This window comes from Citricoccus sp., from assembly GCF_035445025.1.
In the GTDB taxonomy this organism is placed as follows: domain Bacteria; phylum Actinomycetota; class Actinomycetes; order Actinomycetales; family Micrococcaceae; genus Citricoccus.
Genome location: NZ_DAOMPX010000031.1, coordinates 1 through 11974, shown reverse-complemented (window position 1 = coordinate 11974; position 11974 = coordinate 1). Strand labels below are relative to the sequence as shown.

At 70.8% G+C, this 11974-nt stretch carries 12 protein-coding genes; 6 read left to right on the top strand and 6 right to left on the bottom strand.

The window, feature by feature from the left end; genetic code table 11:
* Positions 1 to 68: 68 nt before the first annotated feature.
* Positions 69 to 1454 (top strand): aminomethyl transferase family protein, encoded by a 1386-nt coding sequence (locus PLJ28_RS10645; RefSeq protein WP_183528700.1) that lies wholly within the window; start codon positions 69 to 71, stop codon positions 1452 to 1454.
* Between the two features lie 25 nt (positions 1455 to 1479).
* Here the strand turns inward: PLJ28_RS10645 and PLJ28_RS10640 are convergent, their stop codons facing one another.
* Both PLJ28_RS10640 and PLJ28_RS10635 read right to left on the bottom strand, forming a co-directional pair.
* Positions 1480 to 2358: an amidohydrolase family protein gene (locus PLJ28_RS10640; RefSeq protein ID WP_298041921.1), complete on the bottom strand. Its 879-nt coding sequence runs from the start codon at positions 2356 to 2358 to the stop codon at positions 1480 to 1482.
* Between the two features lie 38 nt (positions 2359 to 2396).
* Positions 2397 to 2867 carry a MaoC family dehydratase gene (locus tag PLJ28_RS10635; RefSeq protein WP_183528702.1) on the bottom strand — a complete coding sequence of 157 codons (471 nt, stop codon included), beginning with the start codon at positions 2865 to 2867 and terminating at the stop codon, positions 2397 to 2399.
* Between the two features lie 267 nt (positions 2868 to 3134).
* Between PLJ28_RS10635 and PLJ28_RS10630 the strand changes: the two genes are divergently transcribed.
* Genes PLJ28_RS10630 through PLJ28_RS10620 form a run of 3 tightly spaced genes read left to right on the top strand, consistent with a single transcriptional unit; the run spans position 3135 to position 5065 of the window.
* Positions 3135 to 3620 (top strand): MarR family winged helix-turn-helix transcriptional regulator, encoded by a 486-nt coding sequence (locus PLJ28_RS10630; RefSeq protein WP_183528704.1) that lies wholly within the window; start codon positions 3135 to 3137, stop codon positions 3618 to 3620.
* A gap of 35 nt (positions 3621 to 3655) precedes the next feature.
* On the top strand, positions 3656 to 4114 hold the full coding sequence (locus tag PLJ28_RS10625) for a GNAT family N-acetyltransferase (protein ID WP_183528706.1): 459 nt from the start codon (positions 3656 to 3658) through the stop codon (positions 4112 to 4114).
* A gap of 9 nt (positions 4115 to 4123) precedes the next feature.
* On the top strand, positions 4124 to 5065 hold the full coding sequence (locus PLJ28_RS10620) for a LysR substrate-binding domain-containing protein (protein ID WP_183528708.1): 942 nt from the start codon (positions 4124 to 4126) through the stop codon (positions 5063 to 5065).
* Between the two features lie 6 nt (positions 5066 to 5071).
* Here the strand turns inward: PLJ28_RS10620 and PLJ28_RS10615 are convergent, their stop codons facing one another.
* The 3 genes from PLJ28_RS10615 to PLJ28_RS10605 all read right to left on the bottom strand — a co-directional run bounded on the left by PLJ28_RS10615 (position 5072) and on the right by PLJ28_RS10605 (position 8511).
* Positions 5072 to 6409 carry an MFS transporter gene (locus PLJ28_RS10615; RefSeq protein ID WP_183528710.1) on the bottom strand — a complete coding sequence of 446 codons (1338 nt, stop codon included), beginning with the start codon at positions 6407 to 6409 and terminating at the stop codon, positions 5072 to 5074.
* Positions 6406 to 7485 (bottom strand): MBL fold metallo-hydrolase, encoded by a 1080-nt coding sequence (locus PLJ28_RS10610; protein ID WP_183528712.1) that lies wholly within the window; start codon positions 7483 to 7485, stop codon positions 6406 to 6408. Before PLJ28_RS10610 ends, PLJ28_RS10615 begins: the two co-directional genes overlap by 4 nt.
* A gap of 153 nt (positions 7486 to 7638) precedes the next feature.
* The gene (locus PLJ28_RS10605; RefSeq protein ID WP_183528714.1) at positions 7639 to 8511 is read right to left on the bottom strand and encodes a bile acid:sodium symporter family protein; all 873 of its coding nucleotides are present in this window, start codon (positions 8509 to 8511) and stop codon (positions 7639 to 7641) included.
* A gap of 100 nt (positions 8512 to 8611) precedes the next feature.
* Here PLJ28_RS10605 and PLJ28_RS10600 point away from each other — a divergent pair, with 100 nt between their 5' ends.
* A complete protein-coding gene (locus PLJ28_RS10600; protein WP_183528716.1) occupies positions 8612 to 9337 on the top strand; it encodes an IclR family transcriptional regulator in 726 nt (241 codons plus the stop codon).
* 6 nt (positions 9338 to 9343) lie between these two features.
* On the opposite strand, the gene PLJ28_RS10595 is transcribed toward PLJ28_RS10600, so the two are convergent.
* Complete coding sequence (locus tag PLJ28_RS10595) at positions 9344 to 10342, bottom strand: MBL fold metallo-hydrolase (RefSeq protein WP_298041926.1); 999 nt, start codon at positions 10340 to 10342, stop codon at positions 9344 to 9346.
* 175 nt (positions 10343 to 10517) lie between these two features.
* Here PLJ28_RS10595 and PLJ28_RS10590 point away from each other — a divergent pair, with 175 nt between their 5' ends.
* Positions 10518 to 11897, top strand: a complete 1380-nt coding sequence (locus PLJ28_RS10590; RefSeq protein ID WP_298041928.1) for an MFS transporter — start codon at positions 10518 to 10520, stop codon at positions 11895 to 11897.
* Positions 11898 to 11974: the final 77 nt, after the last annotated feature.

The window sequence follows — 11974 nt, the reverse complement described above, 5'->3', positions numbered from 1 at the left end:
GTCTGGCTACGTAACATGGATCACAGCCCGCCGTGCTCGACCCCTTCACCCGCATTCCAGGAGCAACCATGACCGTTTACGCCCCGCAGGCCGCGACGACCGAATCCGCGGCCCAGGCCATCGCCCGCGTCGGGAGCCCCGTGGAGATGCTGCGCAACGCGCAGTCGCGCCCCACGATCTTCCCCGTCACCCCAGAGTTCAGCAATTGGCGTTCGGAGCAATTGGCCTGGCGCGACTCGGTGGCCCTGCTCGACCAGTCCCACCACATGACCGACCTGTTCATCTCCGGCCCGGATGCACTCAGGCTGCTCAGCGACACCGGCGTGAACAGCTTCGCGACCTTCGGCGTGGACAAGGCCAAGCAGTTCGTCGCCGTCAACCACGAGGGCTACCTCATCGGCGACGCCATCCTGTTCCACCTCGAGGAGGACCGTTTCGACCTCGTGGGCTGGTTCATGGTGCTCGACTGGGTCCAGTACATCGGCGAGACCGGTGACTACGACGTCACGTTCGAGCGCGACGCCAACTCCCTGATGCGCACCCCGGGTCAGGATCCCGCCCTCTACCGCTACGAGGTCCAGGGCCCCCGGGCACTGGACCTGATGGAGAAGGTCACCGGGGCCCCGGTGCCGAAGACCAGGTTCTTCCACATGACCACGTTCACCATCGCCGGCGTCGAGGTCCGCTCGCTGCGCCACGGCATGGCCGGCCAGCCCGGCTTCGAGCTCTTCGGCCCCTGGGCCGAGGGCCAGCGTGTCCGGAAGGCACTGATCGAGGCCGGCGCCGAGTTCGACCTCGTGCCGGTCGGGGCCAAGGCCTACTCCTCGGCCAACCTCGAGTCGGCCTGGGTGCCCTCTCCGCTGCCGGCGATCTTCACGGGCCAGGGCATGGACGCGTACCTCGACTGGCTGCCCGCCGCCCGGACCGGTTCACTCGCCGGAAGCGCTACCTCCGAGGACATCGAGGACTACTACCTCACTCCCTACGATCTCGGTTACGGCCGCAGCGTCGCCTTCGACCACGACTTCATCGGGCGCCGCGCCCTCGAACGCCTGGCGCAGGAACCGCAGCGCACCAAGGTCACGCTGGTGTGGAACCCCGAGGACGTCGCCGCCGCCCAGCGTTCGCTGTACGAACCGGGGACCCCGGCGAAGTACATCGACTTCCCCAAGGCCCGGTACGGCGTCTATCAGGTCGACCGCGTGCTGGCCGGGGGCGCGGACATCGGCATCTCACACGACGCCGGGTACATCACCGGCGAGCAGGTCTTCGTCTCCCTGGCGAGCGTCGAGGCCTCCCACGCCGAGCCCGGGACCGAGGTCAGCGTGATGTGGGGCGAGGAGCCGAACTCCGCCAAGCCGACGGTGGAGCGTCACCGTCAGGTGCAGATCCGCGCCACGGTGTACCCCGCCCCGTACTCGTCCTACGCCCGGGAGGACTACCGCAGGGACTGATCCTCCCCGCTACCGGGGCCTCGTGTCAGTCGAGACCGAGCAGTGCCACCGCGTTGTCCTTGAGGATCTTCCGGGTGGCGCCGTCGGGGATCTGGAGCTCCCGGTAGTCGCGCATCCACCGCTCCGGCGTGATGGCCGGGTAGTCCGACCCGAACAGGACCTTGTCCTGGAGGTACGTCCGGGCCGCGCGCACGAGTTTGGGCTCGAAGTACTTCGGCGACCACCCCGAGAGGTCGATCCACGTGTTGGACTTGTGCGTGGCGATGGCGATCGCCTCGTCCTGCCACGGCACGGAGGGGTGGGCCATGATGATCCTCAGTCCGGGGTGCCGGGCGGCGAGGTCGTCCAGGTGCATGGGGTTGGACAGGGACAGCCGGATGCCGTATCCCCCGGGCATCCCGGCCCCGATGCCCGTCTGTCCGGTGTGGAAGACGCAGGGCACCCCGAGCTCCTCCAGCACGGTGAAGAGCGGGTCGAATTGCGGGTCGCTGGGCAGGAAGTCCTGGACGCTCGGATGGAACTTGAATCCCCGGACGCCAGAGTCCCCGTGCAACCGACGGGCGTCCTCGATGGCCGCCGGCCCGCACCATGGGTCGACGCTGCCGAAGGGGATCAGCACATCGTTGTTCCGGGCGGCCCCCTGCGCGATCTCGGTGCTGCTGTTCGGCATGGTCTTCATGGCCGTGCGGGCGTCCACGGTGAAGACCACCGCCGCCATGGACAGCCCCCGGTAGTAGTCGGCCACCGCGTCCAGGCCCGGACGGTCTCCGTCGCGCTTGAAGTAGGCGTCCATCGCCTCCGTCAGCTCGCCCGGCAGGGCCCCGTGTCCGCAGGCGTCGGCCTCGATATGCACGTGGGTGTCGATGGCGACGATGGACTCCAGGTCGATCCGTGGTTCGTACACGGGGGCCTCCTCGGTTCGGTTGATAACGGTGCGGGAGTTCACGCGTAGTACCGCAGCAGCAGGTCGGCCACGCAGGCAGGTTTCGCCGAACCCTCCACCTCGAACGTGACGCGCACGGTGACCTGCTGTCCGGCAGCGAGGGGGACGGTGCCCAGGACCTCGCCCCGCAGACGGATAGTGCTGCCCACGGGCACCGGAGCCGGGAACCGCAACCGGTCCAGGCCGTAGTTCATGCCGGTGCCCATGTCGGTCACCTCGAATACCTCTGCCATGAGCGGCACCACGAGGCTCAGGGTCAGGTAACCGTGGGCGACCGTGCGCCCGAAGGGGCTCCGCGCCGCTGCCTCCGGGTCGACGTGGATGGGGTTGTGGTCCCGCGACACCTGCGCGTAGGCGTCCACGTCGTCCTGGGTGACCCGGAACCACGAGGATGGGCCGAAGGTGCGACCCACCAGTTCCGGGAGCCCGTCGATCGTTGTCCTGAGCGTGCCGCTCTCGCGTACGTCCATGAGGCCCTCCTACGCTTGACGACCACGGCCGATGGGTAGCGGCCGGCCACGATGCCGACACTGCTCCTAAGTTTCAGGTAACCTGAAATGACTGTCAAGGACGTTCGACTGTGAGGGCCGACTGGAGCGGGGACCCGGAGGACGCGGGGCGGGAGGCCACCGGGATGCCCTAGCGACGCCGGTTGACCGGCGGCAGGCGGCGGTGGCCCGCGTGCTAGGTTGACCCCGAGCGCGGGTGGTTCCCGCCACAACGGACGAGGGAGTGGAATGGACACCGAGCCGGATCAGGAGAGCCACTCACCAGCCACCGCGCCCCCGGGCCTGGTCGAGGGATGGTTCATCTACACCATCAAGCAGCTGGAGTCGGGGTTGCGCGCCCCGCTGGAACAGGCCGCTCAACAGGCCGCCGGACTGACCACCGCCCAGTACACCGCACTGGCCGTCCTGGCCCGCTGGCCGGGGATCACGTCCTCCGAGCTGGCGCGTCGCTCCTTCGTCCGGGCCCAGACGATGGCCGAGACCATGACGCCCCTGCTCGAGGCGGGGTACGTGCGCCGGTCCGAGGATGCCGCCAGCGGCCGCCGCATCCCCCTGTACCTCACGGACGCCGGCCGCGAGGTCCTGGAATCCCTGAGCGGACCGGTGTCCGCGCTCGAGTCCGCCCTGCTGGCGGCGATCCCGCCGGCCGAACGCCAGTCGTTCGCCAGCAACCTCCGGGCCTGCCGCACGGCGCTGGCCGGACTGCCGCGCTGAGCACGGGGCCCGCCGCGCCCGACTACGCTGGCCCCGTGCCCTTCACCCTGGAGACCCGTGAGGCCGGCGGCATCACGGCCGCCGAGCTGTACGCCCTGCTGCGCCTGCGGACCGACGTGTTCGTCGTGGAGCAGGACTGCCCCTACCCCGAGCTCGACGGCCGGGACCTGCACGAGGGCACCCTGCACGCCTGGGCCCACGAGGGCGGCGACGTGCTCGGGACGATCCGCGTCCTGGACGTCCACGGCACCGCCCCGGCCATCGGTCGCGTGGCCACCGCCCCGGCGACGCGGGGCCGCGGCGTCGCCGGCCGGCTGATCCGCCATGGCATCGACCTGTGCCGGCCGGACGCCGTCATCCACCTGCACGCCCAGGCCCACCTGGAGGGCTGGTACGAACGCTTCGGCTTCCGGCGCGCGGGAGATCCCTATGACGAGGACGGGATCCCGCACGTGCCCATGCGGCGCGCCCCCGCCGCGGGCTCCGGAGGATAGGCGGACGCGATGGACCCCTTCCGTTTCACGCTGCGGCAACTGCAGCACTTCCTCGCGGCCACGGACGCGGGGACCGTGACGGCGGCCGCCGAGTCGGTGCACATCTCCCAGGCCGCGATGTCCCAGTCCCTGACCGAACTCGAGCGGGCGGTCGGCCAGCAGCTCATGGTCCGCACCCGCTCGCACGGCATCCAGCTGACCTCGGCCGGGCGCCGCTTCCTGGTGGACGCACGCGAGCTGGTGCGCCGTGCCGCCGACGTCCAGCAGGAGATGGCGGACCGGGCCGGCCAGCTCGTGGGTCCGCTCAGCATCGGGTGCTACACCGCCGTGGCGCCGTTCTGGGTCCCGTTCATCGCCGAGCGGTTCATCGTGCCCCATCCCGAGGTGTCCGTCCAGATCGTGGAGGGCGACGGCCGGGACCTGCAGCGGCAGATGCTGGAGGGACGGTTCGACGCCGTCATCACCCACACCGGGCACCTGATCGACGGCGTGCACCACGAGGTGATCCGCCGGGGTCAGGGGTACGCGCTCGTGCACCCCGGGCACCGCCTGGCGTCCCGGGAGGCGGTGGAGGTCGCCGAGTTCGGTGACGACCCGTTCGTGCTGCTGGACGTGCCCGCGGTCCGGGACAACCAGATCCCCAAGCTGCGCGCCCTCGGCCTGGAGCCGAACATCCGCTGGCGCTCCACGAGCCTCGAGGCGGTCCGCGGGCTCGTCGGGCGCGGGCTGGGGTGGAGCGTCCTCGTGCAGCGTCCGCCCGTGGACATGTCCTATGACGGGTTCCCCATCGTCCCCATCCCCCTGCTGAACTTCGAGCCCAGTGACATCTGCTTCGCCTACGTGCAGGAACGCCGCAGCCGCCGGCTGCGGGAGCTCATCTCGCTGTGCACGGCGGAGGGCGCGCGGCTGGACGAGCAGATGCCGTCCGGCCGCGCGCCCGGGCACGGGTAGGAGCTGTCAGCGCATGTCGCCCTCGAGGTCCGCGTCGCGGCCCTCCTTGACCGCCAGGGTCGCCAGGACGGCCACCAGGTACACGACGATCCACACGGCGCCGATGAGCCACAGCGAGCCGCCGGCGAAGGCGACCAGGCCCGAGGCGATCATCGGGGTGAAGCCGGCGCCCAGGGTCGAGGAGGCCTGGTAGACCAGCGACGAGCCGGTGTACCGGATGCGGGTGGGGAACAGTTCGGCGCAGAAGGCACCGAAGGGACCGAAGATGGTGCCCTGCACGAAGCCCTGGGTCAGGATGAGGGCCAGCAGGAACGCCCAGAGGGTGCCCAGGTCCAGCAGCTGCATGACCGGGAAGGCGGCGGCCGCGCCGATCAGCATCCCGACGATCATCACGGGGCGCCGGCCCACCCGGTCGGACAGCCGGGACGCGAACCACACGACGACGACGGTCGAGGCCGCCCCGAGCGCCTTGACCCAGAGCGTGTGCGTCTGGTCCAGGCCCTCGTTGATGACGTAGGAGATGGCCCAGACGGTCATGAGTCCCTGCACGGTGTAGGAGCTCATCCCGGCGACGATGCCCAGGGTGAGGTTCTTGGGGTACTTCGTGATCACCTCGAGCAGCGGGATCTTGCGCTCCTCGGCCGTGTCCTCGAGCTTGGCGAACAGCGGTGACTCGTGGACCTTGAGGCGCACGACCAGGCCGATCAGGACCAGCACCGCGCTGAGCAGGAACGGGACGCGCCAGCCCCAGCTGATGAACTGGTCGTCCGGGAGCATGGTGAACACGGACATCACCACGGTGGCCAGGATCGCCCCGGCGGGACCGCCCATGTTGGCGAAGCTCGCGGCGAACCCGCGACGCTGGGCCGGGGCGTGCTCCAGGGCGATCAGCATGGCCCCGCCCCACTCCCCGCCGACCGCCAGGCCCTGGATGACCCGGAAGACGGCGAGCAGGATCGGCGCGGCGATGCCGATCATGGCCGTCGGCGGCAGCAGGCCGATGGCCACGGTCGTGGCGCCCATGAGCATCATCGAGGTCACGAGCACGCCCTTGCGGCCGAGCCGGTCGCCGAAGTGGCCGAAGACGACGCCGCCGAGGGGACGGGCGATGTAGCCGACCGCGAGGATCGTGAAGGAGACGAACAGGCCGAGTCCGGGATCGATGCCGGCGAAGAAGACCTGGCTGAAGACGATCGAGGCCGCGGTGGCGAAGAGGATGAAGTCGTAGAACTCGATCATCGACCCCAGGAAGCTCGAGGCGAGGATGCGGCGCATCATCGTCGTGTTGAGCGAGGTCGAGATCTCCATGGCCTCCGGGCCGGGCGTCGTTGCAGTGTGCGTCATCGCAGGGCACCTACCTTCAGGGCAGCAGTATGGGCGTCCGCAGTCGTGCGGGCAAAGGGGATGGTGGCCAGGTCCTCGGGGACGAAGAACTCGCCGGAGAACTCCGAGGCCAGGTCCCGCCACCGCTGTTCCGGCGTGTGGCCCGGGACGAGGTGGTGCAGGGCCAGGCGGGCGGCGCCGGCCCGTTCGGCGAGCTCGACGGCCTGTTCGGGGCTCGTGTGGGACTTGCGGTGGTGGTCGATCGAGGCGCGGTCGGCCTCGGTGGGGCTGCCGCCGTACCGGGCCTCGACCCAGTCGAAGTCGATGGCCTCGTGGAGCAGCAGGTCGGTGTCCCGGGCGAGGGTGACGAGGTTGTCGGTGGCCGTGGTGTCACCGGAGATCGTCACCGAGCCCGCCACGGTGTCGAAGCGGAAGGCGAAGGCCGGGGCGACCGGCGGGTGCTCGACGAGGATGGCCGTGACCGTCACCAGCTCGTCGCGGTAGACCTCGAAGGGGGCCATGCCCGCGGGGGTGGGGTTGGCGTTGGGGTGGTATCCGATGCCCTCGGGGATGGCGATATCGGTGGCGGTGAAGCAGTCGAACGGCGAGGGACGCAGCGCGTCGAGCACCCGGTCGTTGACGTCGGTGGCGTAGGCCTGCACGAGCGAGTCCACCATGCCGCGGATGCCCGGCGTCGGGTTCTGCGGGAACACCGGCTGAGGGGCGACGTCGGCCCGCGGCGAGACCGGGGGCAGCGCACCGCGGTCGCCGGGGCCGATGATCCTGATCGGGTCGAGGGCCGCGAGGTCCCGTTCGTACAGGCCCATGAGCAGGAGGCTGGCGAGATCGACCGTGTGGTCCGAGTGCAGGTGGGTCACGAACACCGCGCGCATGCCGTCGAAGGACAGGCCGGCCTTCTCGAGCTGCCGTCCGGCACCCAGCCCCACGTCCACCAGGTAGTACGCGTCCCCCACCACCACGGCGGTGGCGATGCCATGCCGATGGCGGCCTTCCTGCGAGGCCCACCAGCGTGGGCCGCCGGCGGTGCCGAGGGTGACGATGCGCGGCGCGAGGCCGTTCTCCGGTGCTGGCTGCACGGGTACTCCTTGAGGACAGCGGATGGGGATGCCGCGTCAGCGCGGCGTGATGTAGACCACTGTGTCCCCGATCGCTGATGAAGTAAAACTGAATCATTCAATAACTCTCATAGGATGAACCTATGAAGTCCCGACACCTTGTGACAGCGCAGGTCAGACTGTAGCCACCGGGGCACGGCCACCGCGCCCGGCCCGGCCCGTGAGCCAGGTCAGCGGGAGCAGGAGGATGAGGGCCAGGAATCCGGCCAGCACGACGGTGACCACCGCGGCGGAGTCCCCGAAGTTCGCCACGGCCACCAGCGTGGCCACGCCCATGTTGCGCTGGGAGGCGGAGATGCCCACGATCGGGCCAACCCCGGGCTTGATGGCCCCCAGCGCCCACCCGGCCGCGAGGTTGGCCAGGGTGAACAGCACGATCGCCAGGACGGTCCCGGTCCCGATGAGCCCGGCCAGTTCCCGGTGGCCGGCGAGGAACTGGTTGGCGAGCATCACGAGCATGGACCAGAAGCTCAGGCGCTGGACCGGCCCCTGCAACCGCGCCGCCAGTCCTGGACTGAGCTGGCGCACGGCGATGGACGCGCCGAGGGGCAGCAGCATCGTGGGCAGCAGGACCGCGGCGATGCTGGCCGGCGAGACCTCCGCCCCCGGCAGCAGCATCGGCAGCACCACGGGCATGAACAGCGTGGTGGCCACGAGCATGACGGCCAGCAGCGCGGAGGCGGAGGGCATGTCCCCCCGGGCCAGCCGGGTCAGCTTCAGCGCGAAGGGAGCGCCGGCCGCGCAGGCCAGGACCATCAGCCCCATGCGGGCGTCCGCGGGGATGGGCAGGACGGCGGTCAGCACCAGGGCCAGGGCCGGGGCGATGAGGAAGTTGGCCACGGCGCCGGAGACCAGGAGCCGGCCGCTGCGCAGCGGGGCGATGAACTGGCGCACGGTCTGGCCGAGCCCGACGGCGGCCATGCTGGTGACGGCGAACAGGGGGACCGACACGGCGCCCACGAGGTCACTGATCGCCTGAAGGTCCATAGGGTCATTCTGGCCACCGGGGCCCGTAGACTATCCCCAGTTTTCCATCCAGTGATAAGGCGGGTCCGTGGCCGGCAACGCACACGCTCCAGGACGCTCCGTGACCTCGCGGGCGCTCGAGGTGCTGGGCTCCTTCGACGCCCAGCACGTCCGCCAGAACCTGTCCCAGATCTCCCGCCGTACCGGCATGCCCGTGGCCACCTGCTACCGGCTGCTGCGGGACCTGGCCGAGTGGGGGGCCCTCAGCCGCGGCGAGGACGGCTCCTACGCGGTGGGGCCGCGCATCGCGCAGCTGGGCCTGCTCGCCCCGCTGGAGCGCGGGCTGCGCCAGACGGCCGCGCCCTACATGCAGGACGTCCTCTTCGCCACCCGGCAGATCGTGAACCTGTTCATCCTCGACGGCACCGAGGCCCTGTTGCTGGACCGGATCGCCGGCACTCGCGTCGGCGCCCCGATCGCGCGCCCCGGGGACCGGTTGCCCCTGCACACCAGCGCCGGCGGGAAGGTGCTGCTGGCGCACGGTCCCGCCGAGGTGGTCGAGGCCGCCGCCGCGCGGTTGACCCCGGAGACCCGCAAGAGCATCGCCGACCGGCCCCGCCTGGACGAGGAGCTGGAGCGGGTGCGCGAGCGCGGGTACGCCACCACGGAGGGGGAGCACTCCTCCGGGGCCTACGGCCTGGCGGTGCCGGTCCGCGGGATGGAGGGCGAGGTGATCGCCGCGCTGGGGATCGTCAACCTGTCCCGTATCACGGACTTCCAGCGGATCGTGCCCGCCCTGCAGGTGGCCTCCGCGGCGATCACCCGGTCCCTGAACCGGTCGGTCTAGGACGGCTCAGGCGGACGTGCCCACACCCGCTCCCGCCAGGGTCCCGCTGCCGACGACCTCGAAGACCGTGCCCGGCCGGGCCACGGTGACCGGCCCGTCGTACTCGGTCCGCACGCCCGCCGTCCACTGCTCGTCCGTGGCGACGCCGGCCAGGTGGGAGAGCACCACGCGCCCCGCCCGGGCCGCGGTGGCCACCCGGCCGACCCCCTCCGGGGTGGTGTGGGCGATGAGCTGGTGATTGAGGAACTCCGGGCCGAAGTCCCGTGCGCGGTAGAAGTCGAGGTAGACGCTCTCGTGGATGAGCAGGTCCGTGCCGGCGGCGAGCCGGACCATGTTCTGGGACTCGGTCGTGTCCCCGGAGACCACCACGGATCCGTAGGCGGTGTCGAAGCGGAACGCGTAGGCCGGGAAGATCGGCGGGTGCTCCACCAGGATCGCGCTGACGCGCACCCGCTCGTCCGCGTAGACGAGGAAGGGCTCCATGGCCGGCGTCGACTCCCCCGTGGCGCCGGCGGCGGAGCCCGGCAGGCGGATCTCCTCCACGGTGACGAGGTCGTACAGCGGCGGGCGGCCCTCGTCGACGATGCGCACGTCGATGTCGTAGGAGTAACCGCGCAGCACGTGGTCGACCAGCCCGGCCAGGCCCACGGCGCCCGCCTCCGGGTCCGCCGAACCGGGCCCGAGGATCTTCACGGGCTCGGTGAAGCCCTGCACGGGCTGGCCCCAGTTCCACAGCAGGTAGGCGGGCAGCTCGGCCACGTGGTCGGAGTGCAGGTGGGTCACGAAGCAGGCCCGCAGGTTCTCCCCGCGCAGTCCGGCCTCGTGGGAGGCCCGGGTGATCCCCAGGCCGAAGTCCACCAGGTAGTGGACCCCGTCCACGATGATCGCCGTGGCGATGCCGGCGCATTCGGAGCGGATCGCCGGTCCGGCCGCCGTGCCCAGGGTGACGACCTTCAGCCCGGTCCGGTCCTGGTCGGGGTGCGCGGTGCTGCGGTGGTCGTCCATGTGGGGGCCTTCCGTGGTTCCAGTGGTTTCCCCCACTGTGCCCGACCATCCGCCTCCCCCTCAGGCCCACTTCTCACTGGACGAAAAGCCACCTATGTGCCCCAGTTCACACGCTCCTAGATTCGCCTGCAGACGTTCCTCACCGACCCCCACGGTCCCCTCACAGGAGAATCCGATGACCCTCACCCAAGCGCCCACGGCGCAGACCCGCTTGCCGAGCGCCCCGCCCTTCGACAGCGGCGACCCCCGGTACTGGTCCCCCCGCAAGCGCACCCGGTACGCGTGGATGCTGACCGGGCTGCTGCTGTTCCTGATGATGCTGAGCTGGGCGGACAAGGCCGTGCTGGGCATCGCCGCCGTGCCGCTGATGGAGGAACTGGACATCACCCCGGAGCAGTTCGGCCTGGTCTCCAGCGCCATGTTCCTGACCTTCGGGCTGGCCCAGCTCGTGGCGGCCCCCCTGGCCAACAGGATCAAGGCCAAGACCCTGCTGCTGGTGATGTGCCTGATCTGGTCCCTGTCCGTGATGCCCGTGGTCGTCTTCGCCACGCTGCCCGCCCTGTGGATCAGCCGGCTGGCCCTGGGCGCCGGCGAGGGCCCGCTCGCACCGGTGCTGATGCACGCCATCTACAAGTGGTTCCCCTCCAAGAAGGGCGCCACCCCCGCCGCGGTGGCCTCCTCGGGCGTGACGCTCGGCATCGTGGCCTTCGCGCCCGTCCTGGCCTGGGTGGTCACCCAGCACGGCTGGCGCACCGCCTTCGTGGCGCTGGCCGTGGTCGGCGTGGCCTGGTGCGCCGTCTGGATGTGGCTGGGCAAGGAGGGACCGTACACGTCCCTGGCCGTGGAACGGGAGATCGAGGGCACCGCGGTGCAGGCCCCGCTGCCCGAGGCCCCGCGCGTGAGCGAGGAGAAGGTCCCGTTCTTCAAGACCATCGCCAATCCCACGTGGCTGTTCGCGGTCCTGGCGTCCTTCTTCGGCTACTGGACCTTCACCCTGGCCATGTCCTGGGGCCCGGCCTACTTCCAGAACGTCATGGGCTTCTCCGGCCAGCAGGCCGGTGCGCTGATCGCCCTGCCCGCCGCCTGGGGCGTCGTGGCGACGATCGGGCTCAACGCGATGATCCAGCGCCTGGACCAGCGGGGCGTGCCGAGCCGGCGCTCCCGCGGCTGGACCCTGGGCCTGGCCGGCACCGCGGCCGGGCTGTCCCTGCTGGCCTCCACCCTCGTCGCCTCCCCGGCACTGGCCCTGGCCCTGATGAGCTTCGGCTTCGGCACCGCCCCGGCGCTGTTCGCCATCACCTACCTGATCGTCGGTGAGCTGACCACGATCTCCCAGCGCGGGGCCCACCTGAACGTGGCCAACGCCGTGCTGACGACCGGCGGCGTCTTCGCCCCGGCCATCGGCGGCTTCCTCATCGGCCGGGCCGTGACGCCGGCCGACGGCTACCAGCTGGCCTTCCAGGTCACCGCGGTGCTGCTGACGGCCTTCGGCCTGCTGGCCCTGGTCTTCGTCAACCAGCAGCGCCAGCGCCGCAAGCTCGGCATCGAGGCCTGAGCCCGCCCGACGACGGCCAGGCCGCGTCGCAGGGCACCGCGTGCCAGAACGCCCGGTGGGGATCTCCCCGCCGGGCG